This window comes from Mycobacterium heckeshornense (assembly GCF_016592155.1).
GTDB classification, from domain to species: Bacteria; Actinomycetota; Actinomycetes; order Mycobacteriales; family Mycobacteriaceae; genus Mycobacterium; species Mycobacterium heckeshornense.
The window spans coordinates 2,761,336-2,779,355 of sequence record NZ_AP024237.1 but is presented as its reverse complement, the minus strand read 5'-3'; the positions used below and the strand labels follow the sequence as shown (position 1 = coordinate 2,779,355).

The 18,020-nt window shown below is 66.3% G+C and carries 13 protein-coding genes and 4 pseudogenes; 6 read left to right on the top strand and 11 right to left on the bottom strand.

Annotated elements, in window-relative coordinates; all coding sequences use genetic code 11:
* Positions 1–208 precede the first annotated feature (208 nt).
* Positions 209–1,141 (bottom strand): SDR family NAD(P)-dependent oxidoreductase, encoded by a 933-nt coding sequence (locus MHEC_RS13220; RefSeq protein ID WP_048893726.1) that lies wholly within the window; start codon positions 1,139–1,141, stop codon positions 209–211.
* Positions 1,142–1,393: 252 nt separating this feature from the next.
* On the opposite strand from MHEC_RS13220, the gene MHEC_RS13215 reads away from it, so the two are divergent.
* Complete coding sequence (locus tag MHEC_RS13215; protein WP_142358634.1) at positions 1,394–2,593, top strand: IS110 family RNA-guided transposase; 1,200 nt, start codon at positions 1,394–1,396, stop codon at positions 2,591–2,593.
* Positions 2,594–2,612: 19 nt separating this feature from the next.
* Here MHEC_RS13215 and MHEC_RS13210 read toward each other — a convergent pair whose 3' ends face one another.
* Positions 2,613–3,761 carry an acyl-CoA dehydrogenase family protein gene (locus MHEC_RS13210; RefSeq protein WP_048893849.1) on the bottom strand — a complete coding sequence of 383 codons (1,149 nt, stop codon included), beginning with the start codon at positions 3,759–3,761 and terminating at the stop codon, positions 2,613–2,615.
* Positions 3,762–4,077: 316 nt separating this feature from the next.
* Between MHEC_RS13210 and MHEC_RS13205 the strand changes: the two genes are divergently transcribed.
* From MHEC_RS13205 to MHEC_RS13185, 5 genes are all read left to right on the top strand, one after another.
* Complete coding sequence (locus tag MHEC_RS13205) at positions 4,078–5,319, top strand: cytochrome P450 (RefSeq protein WP_235435020.1); 1,242 nt, start codon at positions 4,078–4,080, stop codon at positions 5,317–5,319.
* Positions 5,320–5,413: 94 nt separating this feature from the next.
* The gene (locus MHEC_RS13200; protein WP_048893899.1) at positions 5,414–6,655 is read left to right on the top strand and encodes a CaiB/BaiF CoA transferase family protein; all 1,242 of its coding nucleotides are present in this window, start codon (positions 5,414–5,416) and stop codon (positions 6,653–6,655) included.
* A complete protein-coding gene (locus MHEC_RS13195; RefSeq protein ID WP_201399523.1) occupies positions 6,652–7,680 on the top strand; it encodes a TIGR03617 family F420-dependent LLM class oxidoreductase in 1,029 nt (342 codons plus the stop codon). The genes MHEC_RS13200 and MHEC_RS13195 overlap by 4 nt, the downstream gene beginning before the upstream one ends.
* Complete coding sequence (locus tag MHEC_RS13190; protein WP_048893715.1) at positions 7,667–8,509, top strand: enoyl-CoA hydratase/isomerase family protein; 843 nt, start codon at positions 7,667–7,669, stop codon at positions 8,507–8,509. The genes MHEC_RS13195 and MHEC_RS13190 overlap by 14 nt, the downstream gene beginning before the upstream one ends.
* A gap of 10 nt (positions 8,510–8,519) precedes the next feature.
* Positions 8,520–9,164: an AMP-binding protein gene (locus MHEC_RS13185; protein WP_048893716.1), complete on the top strand. Its 645-nt coding sequence runs from the start codon at positions 8,520–8,522 to the stop codon at positions 9,162–9,164.
* 21 nt (positions 9,165–9,185) lie between these two features.
* On the opposite strand, the pseudogene MHEC_RS24275 reads toward MHEC_RS13185, so the two are convergent.
* From MHEC_RS24275 to MHEC_RS13145, 9 genes and pseudogenes are all read right to left on the bottom strand, one after another.
* Positions 9,186–9,314: pseudogene (locus tag MHEC_RS24275) on the bottom strand (hypothetical protein); the annotation flags it as partial.
* 478 nt (positions 9,315–9,792) lie between these two features.
* Complete coding sequence (locus MHEC_RS13180) at positions 9,793–10,845, bottom strand: IS110 family RNA-guided transposase (protein WP_048893717.1); 1,053 nt, start codon at positions 10,843–10,845, stop codon at positions 9,793–9,795.
* Positions 10,846–10,927: 82 nt separating this feature from the next.
* Complete coding sequence (locus MHEC_RS13175; RefSeq protein WP_048893718.1) at positions 10,928–11,305, bottom strand: DUF732 domain-containing protein; 378 nt, start codon at positions 11,303–11,305, stop codon at positions 10,928–10,930.
* 99 nt (positions 11,306–11,404) lie between these two features.
* Positions 11,405–12,307: an alpha/beta hydrolase-fold protein gene (locus tag MHEC_RS13170; RefSeq protein ID WP_048893719.1), complete on the bottom strand. Its 903-nt coding sequence runs from the start codon at positions 12,305–12,307 to the stop codon at positions 11,405–11,407.
* A 900-nt stretch (positions 12,308–13,207) separates the two neighbouring features.
* Positions 13,208–14,450 (bottom strand): annotated as a pseudogene (locus MHEC_RS13165) (lytic murein transglycosylase).
* A gap of 148 nt (positions 14,451–14,598) precedes the next feature.
* Positions 14,599–14,859 (bottom strand): annotated as a pseudogene (locus tag MHEC_RS13160) (ABC transporter ATP-binding protein); the annotation flags it as partial.
* 40 nt (positions 14,860–14,899) lie between these two features.
* Positions 14,900–15,109: pseudogene (locus MHEC_RS13155) on the bottom strand (transposase); the annotation flags it as partial.
* Positions 15,110–15,207: 98 nt separating this feature from the next.
* A complete protein-coding gene (locus MHEC_RS13150; RefSeq protein WP_048893853.1) occupies positions 15,208–15,627 on the bottom strand; it encodes a DUF6262 family protein in 420 nt (139 codons plus the stop codon).
* Positions 15,617–17,830 carry a tyrosine-type recombinase/integrase gene (locus MHEC_RS13145; protein ID WP_048893854.1) on the bottom strand — a complete coding sequence of 738 codons (2,214 nt, stop codon included), beginning with the start codon at positions 17,828–17,830 and terminating at the stop codon, positions 15,617–15,619. Before MHEC_RS13145 ends, MHEC_RS13150 begins: the two co-directional genes overlap by 11 nt.
* Positions 17,831–18,020 lie beyond the last annotated feature (190 nt).

Genomic DNA, 18,020 nt, shown 5'->3' with positions numbered 1-18,020 from the left:
TGATTCGATAGTCAACCCGGTCGGCTACAAGCGGCTTTCGGATGGATTCGAACGTAGCGTAGATCGCATGTGAGCACGATGCGGTATCTGGCGATGGGCGCCACAGGAACGATGGAGGCAGTTCGTTCTAGCGGGCGATGGATCACCGGCGGCCACGGGAACGGGTCCTTAGTCCACGAGTGCGCCCTGGCGAGCCAGCTACTCTGATCTAGTCCGGCAGCCGGGTGACCACGTTCCTGACCTCGTCGAAGACCAACATCGGCACCGTGTGCCGGGAGACATCGCGGATCTCCTCGAAGTGCTCGGCAACGACCTCGGCGCTCACGGGCTGCTTCGCGGGGGCGATCCACCCGTCGGCCACGCCGACGAAGACCCGGCCGTAGCGCCCGCGGCACACGCTGAACGCCTCACCGGTCGTGGTGGACGACTCCGAGGCCAGGTGGGCGACCAGGTGGGCCATCGTCTCCGGGCTGCGCCGAGGGTCCTCCATCGGCAGGTCGAGCGCACGGAGCGGCGCCCACGCCTCGACGTGACCCGGCACCGGGTTGCCCTGGGCGATCGTTGTCGTCGCCCACGGCAGGACCGCGTTGACTGTGACCCCGTGACCTATTCCCTCGCAGGCCAGCGCCTTGGTCAACCCGTAGATCCCCGCCTTGGACGCGGCGTAGTTGGCCGCGCCCTGGTGGGAGAAGAGCCCGCTGCTCGATGCGGTCATCACGACACGGCCGTAGCCCTGCTCCTTCATGATCCGCCAGGCGGGCTGGGTCACCCAGAATGCGCCCGCGAGGTTCACGTCCAGCACGGTGCGGATCTGCTCGACCGTCAGATCCTCGAACCAGCCGTTGCGCAGGATCCCGGCGTTGTTGACGACCACGTCGAGACGCCCCAGCCGGCTTGTCGCCGTGGACACCAGCGCGGCACCGCCCTCGGGGGTGCTTACGTCGTCATACGATGCGACTGCCGTGCCCCCGTCTCGTTCGACGTCGGCCACCGTCTCGTCCGCGTACGACGAGGCGACGTCGTTTACGACGACGCTCGCGCCCCGGCGCGACAACTCCAGGGCGTAGGCACGGCCCAACCCGCGACCGGCACCGGTGATGACCGCGACGCGCCCGTCGAGGGTCCTGGGGCTCTGCGTCATGGGCTCTGCGTCATGGGGTCCTTACCTTTCTTGCAGGGTGGTCGTTGCCGTTGGCCGTAGGCTTCGAACTGCCCAGGGGCGTCGGGTATGGCTTTCATGGGTTTGCCGTCGGTGATGGCCGAAGGAGATTGGCCGCCCGGCGTCCCGCGACGACTCGACCGCTAATTGAGAGATGCGATTCGATCGCTGTGTAAGGACACGTCGGCGTGGTCGTCTGCTGGGTCGATTGTTACGGCGATTACGGAGGTGGTTGTGGGGCAGCAGTTGTGGGCTGGTGTCGACGCCGGTAAATCTGATCACTACTGTGTGGTCATCGACGCCGAAGGGCAGCGGCTGCTGGCGCAGCGGGTCGCTAACGACGAAACTGCGCTGCTGGAGTTGATCAGCACGGTCAGCACTGTGGTTGATGGCGCTGAGATCACCTGGGCGATCGATCTCAACGGTGGTGGCGCTGCGGTGTTGATTGCTCTGCTGGTCGGGGCCGGGCAGCGGCTGCTGTATATCCCCGGGCGCACCGTCTATCACGCCTCGGGCGGCTACCGCGGCGATGGCAAGACCGACGCCAAAGACGCCGCGATCATTGCCGATCAGGCCCGGATGCGCCGCGACCTGCAGCCGTTGCGACCCGGCGACGAGATCGCGGTGGAACTGCGCATCCTCACCAGCCGGCGCGCTGATTTGGTGGCCGATCGCACCCGGGCGATCAACCGGCTGCGGGCCCAGCTGCTGGAATACTTCCCCGCCCTGGAACGCGCCTTTGACTACAGCACCAGCAAGGCCGCGTTGATTTTGCTTACCGGCTATCAAACGCCTGACGGGCTGCGCCGCGCCGGTGCTGCTGAGCTGGCCGCCTGGTTGCGAAAACGTAAGGCCCGCAATGCCGATGCTGTCGCGTCCAAAGCCCTTGCGGCCGCTAACGCCCAGCACACCATCGTGCCCGGACAACACCTGGCTGCCACCGTGGTGGCTCGCCTGGCTAAGGAGGTGATGGCCCTCGACATCGAAATCGACGACACCGAGACGATGATCGAGGAGCGATTTCGCCGCCACCGCCACGCTGAAATCATCTTGAGCATGCCCGGCTTCGGTGTCGTGCTCGGCGCCGAGTTCCTCGCCGCCACCGGCGGCGACATATGCGGCTTCGACTCCGTCGACCGCCTCGCCGGCGTGTCCGGACTGGCCCCGGTACCCCGCGACTCCGGGCGCATCAGCGGCAACCTCAAACGCCCCCGCCGCTACCACCGCCGCCTGCTGCGCGCCTGCTACCTGTCCGCCCAAATCGCCATCCGCACCGACGCCGCCTCGCGCACCTACTACGACCGCAAAAGATCCGAAGGCAAAACCCACACCCAAGCCGTCCTCGCTTTGGCGCGCCGCCGCCTCAACGTGGTATGGGCCATGCTCCGCGACGGCACGGCATACCAGCCCGCACCTACCGCCGCGGCGGCTTGACAACTTCATTGAGAATCTCCTAGTACGAACGGGGGAGGCCCAACGCCTCCATGGCGATCTGGTTGAGCCCGAGCTCGCGGCTCACCGGCACCGACCTGAACAGCCGGGTCAGCAGGTAGGGCTCGAGCAACCCGACGTCCGTGGTGTAACCGCTGCCACCGAAGGTCTGCAACGCTCGGTCGAGAGTGAAGAAACCGGCGTCGCAGCAGGCCATCTTGGCCGCGTTGGCGAGCATCCCACCCCGGCCGCCCTCCGAGTAACCGCGCGCGGCCGAGACCAGCAGCGCCCAGGCCGCCTCGAGCTGCACGTACGCCTCGGCCAGCGGGTGCTGGACTGCCTGGTGAGCACCGATGGGCACGTCGAAGACCTCGCGCTCCTTGGCGTATCCGACGGCCCTGGACAGGCCGTGGCGGCCCAGCCCCAGAGATTGAGCCCCGACGAGGAGTCGTTCGCAGTTCAGCGCGGCGAACATGGCGCGGAAACCCTTGCCCACCTCGCCAACGACTGCGTCCGGACCGAGCTCGAGGTCATCGACGAACAGGGTCCAGTGCCGCTCGTAGATCGTCATGCCCAGGTGGACCGGCTGCGAAACAATGCGCGAGCGCGGCTCCTCGACGAGAAACAGGGTGATGCCGCCGTCCTCGGGTGCGTTGGCGGCCAGCAACATCACGTCGCACTCGTCGAACGCGGTGATGTAAGTCTTCTCCCCGTTGAGCACCCAGCCATCACCCTTGCGACGGGCCGTGGTGCGCATCTTTTGCGCATTGGACCCCGAGCCCGCCTCGGTGAGCCCGAACGAGAACCGCGCAGCGCCGGTAGCAAGGGCGGGCAGCCACCGCTGCTGCTGCTGCTCGGGGCCGCCCGCACGAAGCAAAATCCGCCCGCACATCCCCTGCCCGGTCACCAGGCGGGTAGCCGGGAAACCGGCAGCCGAGGTGCGCTCGGTCGCAAGCACCAGAGGAAAGAGGTCCTCTCCTGCGCCCCCGTACTGCTCGGGCACGCCAAGACCGCACATACCCGCCTTGCGGCAGTCGTCCCAGTAGGCGTCGATGGCGTCGCGGTCGCCAAACGAGCGGTCGGCGTAGACCGAGGCGATGTTGTATGCGACTTCGGCGAACTGCTGCTCCTCGTCGCTCAAGCCGGTCAGGGGCTGCGTGCGTAATGCCATGGTGTCTCCCGTGGTTGACTAGGTGCCGCCTCGCGGAGGCACCCGAAGTTCTAAGAATCCTCGTTTTCTATGTGATTTCTGACGGTAGACCAGGCATGACCGGTGTCTCGTTCCGAGTTGGGCATCCACAGAATTCGACGTCTATACAGCTCTAAGGGCTATATGGGCCATCAAGGCCACAAGGCCCTTGACTTGTTTTAAAGTATACATCCAGAATAAGTTCTGATTTAGATTCGACCCGCGCCACTGTCACCGAGACGCCCGCAGCAGGTCGAGCGATCAGCTCGCAGTTGGCTTCGAACACGGGAAAGCGAAGATGGCACAGGCGATGGACGGAGCCTCGGCGGAGGTTCGCGACGGGGGCAGCGACGCCGCGGGATTCAGCCCACTCGACCCGGCCCTGGCTGCCGAGTTCTGGCCGCGGATGAACGCACTTCGCGAGTCGTGCCCGGTCGGCTGGAGCGATCAGGTGTGGCACGAGCGGGGTGATCGCGGCTTCTGGGTCGTCAACGACTACGCCGACGTCATGGCCGCAGCGACGAACCCCCAAGGCTTCATCAACGCCGAGGGCGCCACCCCGGTCCAGTTCGATCTGGACGTCTTGCGGCAGATCCCCCTAGAAACCGACCCTCCACTGCACCGACGGATTCGCCGGATGCTCAACCCCTTCTTCACGCCAGAAGCGTTGCGCAGCCAGGAGGCCGGCATCGCCGAAAAGGTCGACCGGCTGATGACGCGTTGTGTGGCGCGGGGCACGTGCGACTTTATCGCCGACTTCGTCAATGTGCTCCCGCCGCTGGTGTTCTTCGAGTCGTTCTTGGAGCAGGAGGAGTCGGAGATTGGTTGGGTGCTCGACGTCCTCGAAGTCCTGCATACGCAGCCGGAACGAGCGGTGGAGGAGGTGCCGAAGTTGTTCAAGTTCTGCGCCGACCTACTCCAGGAACGTCGATCGGAGGGGCGCCACGACGACCTTGCTGGGACCATCGCGCACATGGGCCTGACTGGTGAGGACGGTTTGGAGCTGACCGAGAAGCAGCGCATCGAAGTGATCAACCTGATGATCATGGCTGGGATGGCGACGACCATGGGTGCGATGGGGTGCACCGCTTACCAGCTGGCCGCCAACCAGGACCTGCGGGCCAGCCTGCGTGACGTTGACGACCACATGATCGAGCGCGCGGTCGAGGAGTTTCTCCGGTACGAGTCCCCCGTCCCGACGGGTGCCCGCACCCTCGCCGAGGACGTCGAAATGAGCGGCTGTCCGATGAAGGCTGGTGATCGAGTCCTGCTGAACTGGGCCGCGGCCAATCGCGATCCGGCGAAGTTCGCCAACCCCGACGAACTCGACTTTGCGCGTGAGAACATCTCCGGCCATGTCGCTTTCGGTGCCGGCATCCACCGGTGCCTCGGCAACCACCTGGCCCGCCGGGAGATGACGGCCAGCCTCAAGGCGATCGTCGCCTTGGGTCGCTTCGAGGTCGAGCCCGGATTCGTCCCCGACTACCGGCCCTCGTTCGCCCGCGGCCCGGAGAGCCTGCCGGTCAGCATGGCGCGATGACCGCTAGGCCGGACTGCGCCCCTGGCGACGCGGCAAAGCACCGAAGAAATGACGGTGGGACGGTCGGTCCCCAACGGACTCCAAGGATGGTGTGGTGATCGAGCTGTTGCGGAATGTGCGGGTGTTGGAGTGCGCGGTGTTGCCGACTGGGGACCAGGCGGGGCGTTTGCTGGGTGATCTGGGTGCGCAGATTATCAAGATCGAACAGCCCGGGATCGGTGACTACATCCGTGACCTCGGGGACATGATGGCCCCGCGTCACAGCACAACCCACATGTTGATCAACCGGCATAAGCGCAGCATGACGCTGAACCTGCGGAGCGATGCCGGCCGCGAGGTGTTTTACAAGATCCTGCCTACCATCGACATTTTCGTGGACGGTTTCGCCGGTGATGCGTGCGAACGTCTCGGCGTCGGCTATGAGGCCCAACGGAAAGTCAAGCCCGACATTATCTACTGCCAGACCAGCGGTTTCGGCACCCGCGGTCCTTATGGTCAGATCCCGGTGCACGGCTACATGATGGGCGCCACCGCCGGTTCGACACGGCTTCGGGTGCGCGAGGACGGACTGGTCCAGGAGGTCGTGGAGCCCAGTGAGTTGAACTTCCCGGGGTATGTCGACGGCCCGTTGATGGGCGGGTTGTTTGGCGCCTTCACCGCCCTGGCCGCGTTGAATTACCGCAACCAGACCGGTAAGGGTTGCTACATCGACTCGTCGGGTACCGACGCCACCCTGGCTGTGCAGTCGCTGGATGCTTCGTGCCTGTGGAACCGTGCGCGCACGGAGCGCGGGATCAACCTGCCTCCCACGGTGGGCCAGGACCCGACGGAGCGGCCCAAGTATGCGTTCTACGTGACCAAGGACGACAAGTTCGTTTTGCTCGCCGCCATCGAGCACAAGTTCTGGGACAACTTCTGTGATGTGATCGAGCGGCCCGACCTGCGCGAGATGAAGTACCTGGATTCTCCGGTGGACTTCCGCAACCAGGGCGGTGATAAGAACCTCGCGCACATACTGCGACCGATCATGGCCTCTCGCACGTTGGCCGAGTGGATGGACATCGCCACCACCTACGACATCCCGCTGAGCCCCGCCAACAGCATCGAGGACACCTTGGCCGATCCGCACCTGCGGGCGCGGGAGATCATCCACGAATCGGTGCACCCGGTGGCCGGCCCGTTCACTACGGTGGGCTGGCCGGCGCCGGTGGCGGGCCAGCCCTTCGATGTCGAGCGCCACGCCCCGACCCTCGGCGAGCACACCGACGAGATCCTCGCCGAGATCGGCTACTCCGCCGACGAAATCCACGCACTGCGCGAGCAGGGGATCGTATGAAGCTCGACGGCATCCTGCCCGCACCTTCGTGGGCCCAGGTGGGGGCAACCGCGCGGCGGATGGAGGAGTTGGGCTTCGACGGTCTGCTCACCTCAGAAGTGACCCAGGACCCGTTCCTGCCGTTGGCGCTGGCCGCAGCAACTACCGAGCGGTTAGACCTCGGGACCTCCATCGCGGTGGCGTTCCCGCGCAGCCCCATGCACCTTGCCCAAGTCGGACGCGACCTTCAGGCCAACTCCGGCGGCCGCTTCATCCTCGGGCTGGGCTCGCAGGTCAAGGCGCACGTCGAACGCCGATACAGCGCCTCGTTCGATCACCCGGCGGCCCGGATGCGCGAGATGGTGCTCGCGATCCGCGCGATCTGGGACTCCTGGGAGCACAGCACACCGCTGAAGTTCGAGGGCGAGTTCTTCCGCCACACGTTGATGACGCCGTTCTTCGACCCGGGCCCGAGCGGCCACGGACCGGCGCGGATCTTCGTCGCGGCCGTCGGGCCGCTGATGACCGAAGTCGCCGGCGAGGTCGCCGACGGCATGTTCGTGCACGGCTTCAGCACCGAACGCAACCTGCGCGAACTAACCCTGCCCGCATTGGAACGCGGCCTGCGCAAGTCCGGTCGCGACAGGGCTGACGTCGAGCTGTCGTACCCGCTGTTCGTGATCACCGGGGAGGACGAGGCCGAACTCGAGAAGGCCGACGCGGCGGTGCGCGAGCAAATCGCCTTCTACGCCGCTACGCCCTCCTACCGACCCGTCCTTGAACTGCACGGATGGGGCGCCATCCAACCGCAGATGCAGGCCCTGGCCAAGGACGGACGATGGAAGGAAATGGGCGCGCGACTGCCCACCGAACTTGTCGACGCCTTCGCGGTCCGGGGAGCGGTCGACGAGCTGCCTGCGACCATCTCGAAGCGCTACGGAGACATCATCGACCGGGTCTCGCTGTACGCCCCCTACCGACCCGAGCCGGAGCGTTGGGCTGGCCTCGTCGCCGCATTCAAGGAGATGTCCGATGTCAAGCACTGAGCTCGGCGCCGAGCCGGCCAGCGAAAAGATCGATCCCGCGGTGCTGACCGAGTATCCCGCCGACGGGGTCACCGTGCTGCGACTTAACCGCCCGCAGCGCCTCAACGCCATCAACAGCGAGCTCATCGACTCCCTACTCGACGCCGTCGACGCCGTCCGTCGCGACCGGCACTGCCGTGCTGTGGTGCTCACCGGAGCGGGCCGCGGATTCTGCGCCGGAGCCGATCTCGAGGGATACGGCACGCCGCGCGGGTGGGAAGACCCTCGTGAGCTGCGGCTGAACTACGCCGTCCAGGAGCACCTAGCCACCGCGGTGACCTCGTTGACCGATCTGCCCGTACCGGTCATCGCCGCGGTCAATGGTCCCGCGGCCGGCGGTGGGATGGCGCTGGCGGTCGCCGCGGACATCCGCATCATGAGCACCCGCGCGAGTTTCAACGTGGCCTTCGTCAAGGTCGGTCTGTCGGGCTGCGACCTGGGGCTGTCCTGGCTGTTGCCGCGCACCATCGGCACCGGACGCGCCTTTGAACTGATGCTGACCGGCCGGAAGGTCGATGCCGACGAGGCCGTCCAGATCGGGCTGGCCAATCGGGTGGTGGCAGAGGACCGGTTAATCGACGAAGCGCTGGAGACCGCCGCGCTAATGGCGGCGAACAGCCCGTGGGGGGTGCGGATGACCAAGCAGGTCATGTGGTCCCAGCTGGAGGTGGGCAGCCTGCGGGCCGGGATGGAGCTGGAGAACAGAACTCAGGTGCTCAGCACCTACACCGGCGACGTCGCCGAGGCGATGGCGGCGTTCCAGGAGCGGCGGCCGCCGAGATGGACGTGAGGAGTCCGCGATGGTTACCGGCGCCGCAGACCGCGTCCTAGGCGACTGGCTGCGTGAGGAGGCGGCCGCGGATCCCGACCGGCCGTTTGTGCAGTGCGGCGGCGGCTGGGTCACCCTCGCCGAGCTGGACCAGCGTTCCGATGTCGTGGCCGCCGGCCTGCAGGGTCTCGGCGTGGAGGTGGGCGACCGGGTGGCCATCATCCTGCCCAACAGCATCGACTACATCGTTCTCGTCTACGCGATCGCCAAAGCCGGCGCGGTGCAGGTGCCCGTCAACACCTATCTGCGCGGCGAGTTCCTCCTACATCCGCTACTCGAGTCCGGCGCAACCCTCGCGGTATGCGACCTCGAGCCCCTCCACCAGGTCGTCCCCCTCGTCCCGAAGCTTCCCGCGTTGACGAACCTCGTTCTGGTCGATGGCGCGTCGCCGGATCCAACGACGACGCTCCCGCAGCTGCGGTTTGCAAGTTTGGAGGAGAGCGGGCGCACTCTGATACCGCCAGCGCTGACACCCGATGACCTGTGCGCGATTATGTACACCTCGGGCATCAGCTCATTTCAAAGCCTCAAGCGGGTCTCGCCCGAATCCCCAGCTCCCAGGATCATGGAGAAGAGCCTTCAATCCCGACCGGTTCGCGCCGCAGTGACGTTCTAGCGGCTCAAATTCGAACGTGAACTACCCGCCGGCGTTACCCAAGTCCGGTGCATACGAAGGCGGAGGGTAGACGCCCCTGAGTAGCCATGCGAACGCGGCGATGCCGTATTCCAGCTCGTCGCTAGCGTCGTAGTCCGGGTTGGGATCCATCTAATTAACCTTATCTGTGTTGGGGACCCCCGTAAAGAAGGGTCCGTTTGGTCATTTCCAGTGTTTCGGCCTCGTTCTGGCCCGTGTCTGGACGCGGTGGACCGCAGTCGGGGTCGAGGTGGAGCGCCCGCAGCGTAGCGAGGACGAACGACCTCGAGGCCGACAAGGATCCGCCGCATAATGAATCGGCTGGGACGAGGCAAAGAGATTGGGGTTCAAGTCATCTGCTGCCTCCGGTGAGGGGAAATGATGCGGAAGACGCGTCGCGCGTGCCGGCGCCCAGCCTTACCTGGGTCCACGGACGAGAGTCCGGCGACATGATGATCGATGGGTTGCCCGACATGCGGGCTGCCGAAGGGGTGCGGCCGCTCAATCTTTCCGGGAAGTCCACCCAACAGTGAGGTGGCGACAGGACAATGCAGGGAGCTGGCCGCAGGCATCAGCTGAGTTATGGGCAGGGCACGTACGCAACGCATGGTTAGGCGGCCACCTCCTCGGGTTCGGGGACGGGTAGCGCCAGGGCGGCATCAGCGAGCTCGCGCAGGGTGTGATAGCAGCGGCGCAGGATTTTGCGCTCTACCGCCAGCGTCGGGTTCTTGCCGTTGTGGCCGTCGTGCTTGGCCACCAGCCTGTGGTAGTAGGCGCAATCAGGGGAGCCGCGGCGGGCCGCGCACTTGGCCGCCTCGAACGCCGCCCACCGCAGCTGCGGCGAGCCCTGCCGGGACAGGTGCCCCGGTGAGCGTTTGTCGTCGGAGGAGTAGACGGTGACATCGAGGCCAGCGAAGCGCACCAGCTGATCGGAGCTACCGAATCGGCGGGCATCGCCGATCTCGGCCCAGATGATCGCCGCGCACAACCACCCGATGCCATAGTGGCCCTGCAGCGCCTGGCAGCCCGGCTGGCGTTTGGCGAAGTTCACCAATTGTGTTCGCAGCGGCGCGATCTCGATGCTGAGTTCATCAATGCGCCGCAGCGCGGTATCCACATACCGGCGTCCCGTCGCCGACAGCTCAGCATGCGCGAGCGCGGCGCGGCCCGCTGCAGATAACAGCGCCCGAATCGGCGGACAGCCCTGGTGGAACAAGTGCGCGTGGATGCGCTGCTGCCAGGCGCGCCGCTCGTCCATCAGCGTGCAGTACAACCGGCCCAAGCTGCGGATCTCCAGCACATGAGCCGGCGGGATCCACGATTCCGGGAATCGGCCCTGCAACAGCAGCGTGCGCAGCAACTTTGCATCGGCGCGATCGGTCTTGGCGCGCTTCTTGCGCCCCCGCAGCGCCGCGATCTCTGCCGGATCCCCCAGATGCGCACCCACCCCCGCAGCCGCCAGCTCCTCGCTGACATACCGCCACCCGGTGCAGCCCTCCAGTGCGAACTCCGCGTCCCCGGCCGAGCAGTGCTCGGCCAGCCACGCCCGCAACGTCTTCCGCGTCGCCGGACGGATCTGACCCCAGTGCACCAACCCGTCGTCGTCCACGTAATCGAACGTGATCTGCTTCCGGTGCACGTCAAAACCGCCTACCATCGTCATCGGGACCTCCTCAAGCTCCTGAAACTAATTTGCTGACGCCCATATCATCGAGCGTCTGTGCCGAGGGGGTCCCCATCACATGTCATCTTTCGTTCGCAGGTGGCGGCAGGTAGTTGGCCGCGGAGTCGCGCAACTGCCAGAGCTGGGCAGGACAAAAGATGTTCACCGCGTACGAGACCAGGTAATTAGCCGCGCACTCGTCGTTGGGTCGCACGCCGCTTTTCACATCACCCATTACCTGGGTGTAGCTGGCGCCGTTGCTGATCTTGTCGCAGATCCCGTGGGCGTAGTTGATGGCATCGGCGGCATTGGCAAAGCTGTATTGCCGCCGCACCGTGATGTCACCCAAATACTCCACCTCGGGCGCCGGGACGGCATGTGCCCGCGGTGCCAGCGCCAGTACGCCGCCGCTGAACGTCGCGGCAACGATGAGAGCGACCAACCAACTACCGCGCTTCATGGCAGGCGCCCCTGTGAACTCAATAACTCCGTTTAGCACCGGAATCCCTCTAAGGCGAATGTCCCTGTCAGTCATGGCATGTCATCTTTTTCCAGGTCGCTAGCGAATGTTGGCCGCAAGATCGCCGGACATTGCACCTAGCTGTTGCCCCCACGTCGGCCAGTCGTTGCCTCCACCGCGACCCAAGTCGAAGTGGCCGTTGGCGCCGCCGACGTCTCGATAATGGGTGTAAAACGTAGCGTTGGTGCCTTGGGCGATATCGCCGTAGCCGGCCATCGCGGCCTGATCAGTCGGGGCCCCGCTTCCCGGGCTGTAAACCCACAGCCGGACGTTGTTGTCCACCAGCTGCTGGATGTGCTGGTTCGGAGAATGCCACTTCCAGCGACCCAGCTGAGGCAGGCCCCACATGTGGTCGCTGTCGGCGCCGCCTTGCTTGAGCGCTGCGGTGATCGCCCCATCCACTCCGGTCCGCTCGGGGGCAAGGAATCCCGACAGTGAGCCGGCGTAGCGGAATCGGTCGGGATGGAAGGTGGCCAGCGCCGCCGCCGCATACCCGCCCTGCGAGGCACCGACGGCACCGTGGCCGCCAGGGGCCAGAGCCTTGTTGGCGGCCAACCAGTCCGGTAGCTCACGAGACAGAAACGTCTCCCACTGCTTGCTGCCGTCCTCCTCCCAATCGGTGTACATGCTGTATGCGCCGCCGGCCGGTGCCACCACCGAGATCCCCTTACCGCCCAGCGTGTTGAACGCGTTACCCGCGGTCACCCAGTTGCTGACATCCGGTGCCGCGTTGAACGCGTCCAGCAGATACACCGCGTGCGGGCCGCCGGCCAGGAAGGCCACCGGAATATCGCGGCCCATTGCCGCCGATGGCACCATCAGGCTCTCGAAATTCGCTGCCTTCGCCGCGCCGATCAAACCGGCCCTCAAGGTGACGCCCGACAACCCGACCGCCAGCACGGCAAGGCACAGAACCCGAAGCAGTATCGACAGACTTTTCACATCAACCCGACCCCTCTTCGCTCCGCCCAGCCAGCGAGAGCGCGTCAGCATTGGCGGCGCGGCGCTGGGATACCCGCACGCCCGCCTCGGTCCTGCCAGGGTCGGCGATGATCACGGGCAACAATCGCCGCGTGGCTGTCGTCCGTGTTCACTCGCCGTGCGCATAGGCCTGGCCCTCCGCCCCGGAACCCCCGGTCGGCCCTCAGAGGATTCCCTAACCTAATTCTGCGTCTGATTAGAAGCACGCTTGTTCTATCTCCTAATCCCCTCCAATGTCAAGTGCGTCACACGCAACAGCCTACTTTCCGGACACAGACGCCGCGCCAGTCGGCCGCGCCAAGTCACCAACCGCTCAAGCGGGTCGAGCGGATATACAAAAATCTGTTCGGGTTTAGACTCGACAGACGATCGCGCGGCAGGAGTTGGGCTCGAGCGAGCTGAAAGTGGACGGACGTACGACCCCGTGAATGAAGTCATCGCCGAGGTCGCCGAGGGGACCTCGGCGATACAAGGCGCCGCCCTGCCAACGACAGTCCCGAGGTCGTCACCGAATGCGGCGCAGACTGGCGTGTTCGAGCTGTCATGTCTACGTCGACCAAGGACGACGTCGGCCGCCTCAGCGCGCCCCGTCGCCTACTCCAGCAGCCCATACTCATGAGCGACAGCTCAGTGGCGACGACGCTTACGTACCAGGTCTGCGCCCTGCGGTCTGCGGACATCGAATGAATACGCACGACCCTGATATGCGGCTTTACCGGTAAGGGTCTCCGTTTTCATCAGATGAAGCACGACTGGTTTTACCGGGCCCCAAACGCGCGTAGGCCGAGAGCGCCGGCACCGAGTACGGCGAGATTGAATACATCATCGCGGAGTGTTGGTGCCCGCCCGAGGTTCAGCTGGTCAGCCAGCTATACCGGACATCGGCCCTGTCGGCACGAGCCCATTCGGCGCCGGCGACGATGGTGCCCGGCGAATTGGGGTAGCCGCGGGCGGACCGGGCGGCGACGCCGGTGACACGGCGGCTGGAGCAGCCGCGGTGGGGCGGAGCCAAGGGTGGCGGGCTGACTCATGTGGTAGCGCCGCCGTGGGCTACTGCGGCGGCGCCGGCTCCTGCCCGATGCAGATCACTGTGCAATTGGGAGCCCCCGGGGCCGGCGGCTGGGACGGCCACATCGGTTCCTGGGGGGACGCTGCGGATGGGCCGAGGTCGATCAGCGGTATCTGCGCCAGCGGGTCGGTGGACGGCAGGCCGACGTTGAGCGGCAAACCCGGCCCGATACCCGCCGGGTTCTCCAGATGCATATCGCCAAGCGGCGGTGCGGGACCGGTCACCGGCGGCAGATCAGCCGGCACCACGCCGGTGGCGTACGCCGCTGCCCAACCCAGCACATTCTGGGCATACGGCATGGAGTTGTTGTAGCGCAAGATCGCTGCCATGACCTGTGATTGGTCGCGTAAGTTCAGCCCGCCGCTGCACAGGTATCGCGCGGCGGCCAGCGTGGAGTCGTAGAGGTTTGTGGATCGGCCACACCGTCGCCGTCGCCGTCGGACGCGTACCGCGCCCAGGTGCCCGGCAGAAACTGCATCGGACCCATCGCGCGGGCAAGATGATGCGTCCATCGGCGCTGCCTTGGACAATGACCTCGTTGCCGGGCAGCGTGCCATCCAGGGCAGGGCCGTAGATCGGCCGAATCGCGGTGCCGCGGGCGTCCGTTGCACCCCCGTTGGCGTGCATCGACTCGATACGCCCGATACCGGCGAAAAGATTCCAGCTGATCCCGCAGCCCGGGTAAGTCGCCGCCATCATCTGCTCGGCGTTGCGGTACGCGGACAACGCCATGGCCGGGATACCCAGTGCGCCGGGAGAATTCACCACCATTTTTGGCGGAGGAGCCGTAACAGTGGCAGCCGCGATATGCAAGCTGGTCGGCGGACGCTCGACCGCGACCACGGCCGGGCCGGACGGGCCCCTCCCGGCGGCCGTGACAGCCGCCACCGGAGTGATGACGCCACTAGGCAAGGCCGTTGTCGGCGTTGGGAATCGGGGAGCCGCGGTGCCGACGGCACCAGCGAATACCAGGGGGGTGATCGCGGCGACGCCAAACGCTGGGGTCCGCGTCACACGGATAACCCACTGCCGCACTCCCGCAAGCGCCGGGCGGTTCAGCGGCCAAACGACTAACGCGCTGACCAACCTGCAGACCAAAGCGCGCTCCTTAACGTGAGGCATCAAGCGGTGACGCACCACTTGTTGAGCCTCCATTCCACGCACCCCGCAACCAATGCCGGTGTCAGTAGCCGCGCTGGGTGGAGATGGAGGCGGTGTCGGCATCCTCGTCGCGATGCCGGCCAGAGGCGGCGTCGTAGTCCTGCGCTTGTTGCTTGCCGTTGCTCTCCAGCGATTCGAGGATCGCTGCCTGCGCGTTCTTCGGCAGCAGGTGCAGGTTCTCCCGGACCCGGGCCTGTCGACGGGCGACCGCCTTGCGCTCCGGCATGCCGGGCGTGGCCGAGATCTGCGGGGGCACGCCTTCGATCTCCTCGACACCGCCGTCAGGGTCTGTACGGATAACGGTGTAAATGGTTGTGTCGGTTCTACTTTCGTGCAGCGGACAGGCGGCCGTCAAATGTGATGTCGAAAGCGTTTAAGGCCTCCTTCCAGCGGTTGCTCCAGCGTTTGCGGCCGCGGCCGGTGGGATCGATGCTCATGATCGCCATGTAGACGCATTTCAGCGCGGCCGCGTCGGTGGGAAAGTGCCCACGGGCATTGACCGCTCGCCGGATGCGCGCGTTGATGCTTTCCACCGTTATCTGGAGTCCGGTGCAGGTGCGGTCGTCTGAGCTGGTGTTTCGTGTTGTGGACGGTGTCGATGACGGTCGTGCGGGTGGGGTGTGCTGGCGGTTTAGCATGGTCCGATCGTTATCCGATTGCGATGTGGCTGGGGTGGGGTCTCGCGGTTCTGGCCGAGAACGACGGCGAGTTGGCGGCGTAGCCGCTGGTTTTCGTCGGTGAGTTCGCGGTTGCGGCATAGTGCGATGTCGAGGCGCTGGCGCAAGGATTGGTCGCTTGCCTGTTGTCGGGCCGGAATCGTTGGGGTCGGCCGGGGCTGGTTGCGTGCGCGCAGGCGCTGGATCTCGTCTTTGACGTCGTTCTGGGCGTAGAGCCAGGAACGGGAGACGCCTGCGGCGTCGGCGACGGTGCTGAAAGTGATGGGCGTGCCGGTGCGGTCGAGTTCGTGCAGGGTGGCCAGAGCTTTGGCGCGGGTGAGTTCGTGGCGTTGGCGGGCAGCGGTGACGAGGTGAATGCTGTTGTCAGAGCGCATGTTCGGTGTCCTGTGAGGTGTTGAGGCTGTCGATGATGGTGTCGAGGTTGGTCAGGACGGTGCGGTTCATCTCGGCCAGCCGTGTCTGGCCGCGGGCCTCGGCGGTGGTGATCAGTTCCAGGGTCTGTTGGCGTTGCGTGCGGTGCTGGGGCAGGAACTCGGCGGTGGTGAGGAACATGGGGCAGGTCAGGCAGGCGTTGGCGTGCGGGCAGGACTGCTGCAGCGGCAGCCCACAGTAGCCGTTGGGCAGGGCCTGGGTTGCTTGGGCCAGGCGCTGTTTGGCCCAGACGGCGTCGGAGAGTGGCCCATCTGGGTCGAAAACCACTGTGCGGCCGGTGATATCGACCTTGCGGGCGGCTTCCCAAGCCCGTCTGACGGTGGTGTCGTGCATTCGGGCGTAGTGGGCGGTCATCTGTGGTGAGTCGTGGTCGAGGATGCGGCGCACGACCTCCTGCGGAACATCCCGGTTGATCAGCCGGGTGCCGAGAGTGTGACGCCAGCGGTGAGGCGTCAGGTGGACCGGCTGGCCGGTGTCGTCGCGGATGTCGCAGGCGGCCAGCCAGCGCAGCAGCGCGGCCCGGTATGTGGGTGTTCCCAACGGCTGCGTGCCGTCGACGTTCTTGGTGGGGCGCGGGAACAGGATCGGTGTGCCGCCCGGCCAGCGCTCGAGGGTGCGGCGGCGGTGTTCGTTGATCTGGTCGACCAGGTCGGTGTCGATGGGGACCAGGGCGTCGCGGCGCATCTTGTGATTGAAGTAGCGCAGGTAGGGGGCGCCTTCGGGGTCGGTGGTGATGCAGTCGGCGCGCAGCCGCAGCGCGTCGGTGACCCGCAATCCGCTGCGCATGAGCACGATGGTGATCAGCCGGTAGGTGGGGTTGTCGAACCGGCCGAGGTTGGCCGGGTGTTCGATCTGGGTCATGACCTGCTCGGCCAGTGCCCGGGGCAGCAACTCGGCGCGGTGCGGGTAGTCCTCGTTGTAGAAGGTGACCGTGGCGGCGAGGCCCGAGTGCCAGTGGTGCTGGCGGATCGCGGTGAACAGCGCGTTGAGCGCGCCGATGTGGCTGCGGCGGCGTTCGATGCTCAACTCGCTCAGGTCGGCGAGGTAGTGCTCGAGCAGCGGCCGGTCGAGCTGATCGATGCGGTCGACGCCGGTGCGGGACAGGAACGCCGAGAACCGGGTGATCGCCAAGACCGGGCGCCCGCCGCCGGCTTCCAGGCCCAGTCCGCGGGAAAGACGCAGCCGGACAAAGCGTTTGGCCAACTCCCGCAGCCAGGGCTGGGTGATGCTGGTGAACCGCAGACTCCGGTGTCCTTCGAAGCCGAGCCGGTGCATGCGCCAGACGTCACGACCGTATTCGCTGTCCCAGCCGTCGCCCTCGGCGAGGTCGGCGACGACGCGGTGAGCGAACATCAGCAGTCCGCGGGCGTTGGAGTCCAACTGGCCCGACCGCTGCCGCCAGCCGGCTTCGTCGTGGTCGAGCAGCGAGCTGACCTCGGCGGCGACCAGCAGCCGCACCACCCGGCCGACGATGGTCGGGGTGGCCTTGCCGCGGCGCTGGTCGTGGCGGCACTGCAGCGCGTACTGCATCTCCAGCCGCAGCGCCGGCGCCAGCGCCCCCAAACGGATGGTCTCGTTGGCGGGCAGGCCGGTCGGGACGAACCCGTCGGCGAACTCACCAGGGTCCGGGCGGCCGTGGCAGCGCCAGGCGTTGGTGTGAGCATGGCAGAACGGTGAGCTGGCCTGCGGCCAGAGCAGGCAGTGCTCGATGCGGCAAACCGCCCCTGCCGCAGGCTGTTTGACCGCCGGAGCCGCAGCCAGCCAGCGGTCACGATCCGGCCTGCCCGCATGCTCCCAGCGCCAGGCGTGCATGGAACACAACCCACCGCGGGCGGTGCCATAACCACAGCCGTCGACCGCGCACCGCTGGTTCGGCTGCTGACGCCGCCACCGCGGATCGGTCGTCGCCGCGAACACCTCCGGGTCGGGTCGACCGGCATCGACCCACCGCTGGCCATGGCCCCGGCAGAACCCGTGGCCTCGTGCGCTGCGCTGGCAGCCGGGAACCCGGCAGGCTCCCCCGCCGAACACCAGGTCGTCGGCGGGGAATTCCAGGACATCACTGCGGAATTCGGGACGGACAACCGCCATCAACCGGCCCAGCAGGCCCCGCAGAACCGGGCCGTTGATCTCCGGGGCGGTCACCAGCTGACCCGCCGCCCGTCGAACCAGCCCGCCTCCTCGAGCACCGCTCGGGCTGCGGCACTCGGCAGCGACCAGGCTGCTGCGCGACGGTGTCGGCGGCGGCCGGCCGGGTCACCGGATTCATAACCCAAATGGTCGTGGCCGAGCTGCTCGGCCACTCGAACGTCACGGTCACCGCCACAACCTACGG

Coding starts and splice junctions, on each gene's coding strand:
- MHEC_RS13185 (WP_048893716.1), top strand. CDS start 8,520: ATGGTTACCGGCGCCGCAGACCGCGTCCTAGGCGACTGGCTGCGTGAG.
- MHEC_RS13175 (WP_048893718.1), bottom strand. CDS start 11,305: ATGAAGCGCGGTAGTTGGTTGGTCGCTCTCATCGTTGCCGCGACGTTC.
- MHEC_RS13205 (WP_235435020.1), top strand. CDS start 4,078: ATGGCACAGGCGATGGACGGAGCCTCGGCGGAGGTTCGCGACGGGGGC.
- MHEC_RS13220 (WP_048893726.1), bottom strand. CDS start 1,141: ATGACGCAGAGCCCCAGGACCCTCGACGGGCGCGTCGCGGTCATCACC.
- MHEC_RS13150 (WP_048893853.1), bottom strand. CDS start 15,627: ATGCGCTCTGACAACAGCATTCACCTCGTCACCGCTGCCCGCCAACGC.
- MHEC_RS13195 (WP_201399523.1), top strand. CDS start 6,652: ATGAAGCTCGACGGCATCCTGCCCGCACCTTCGTGGGCCCAGGTGGGG.
- MHEC_RS13210 (WP_048893849.1), bottom strand. CDS start 3,761: ATGGCATTACGCACGCAGCCCCTGACCGGCTTGAGCGACGAGGAGCAG.
- MHEC_RS13180 (WP_048893717.1), bottom strand. CDS start 10,845: ATGACGATGGTAGGCGGTTTTGACGTGCACCGGAAGCAGATCACGTTC.
- MHEC_RS13190 (WP_048893715.1), top strand. CDS start 7,667: ATGTCAAGCACTGAGCTCGGCGCCGAGCCGGCCAGCGAAAAGATCGAT.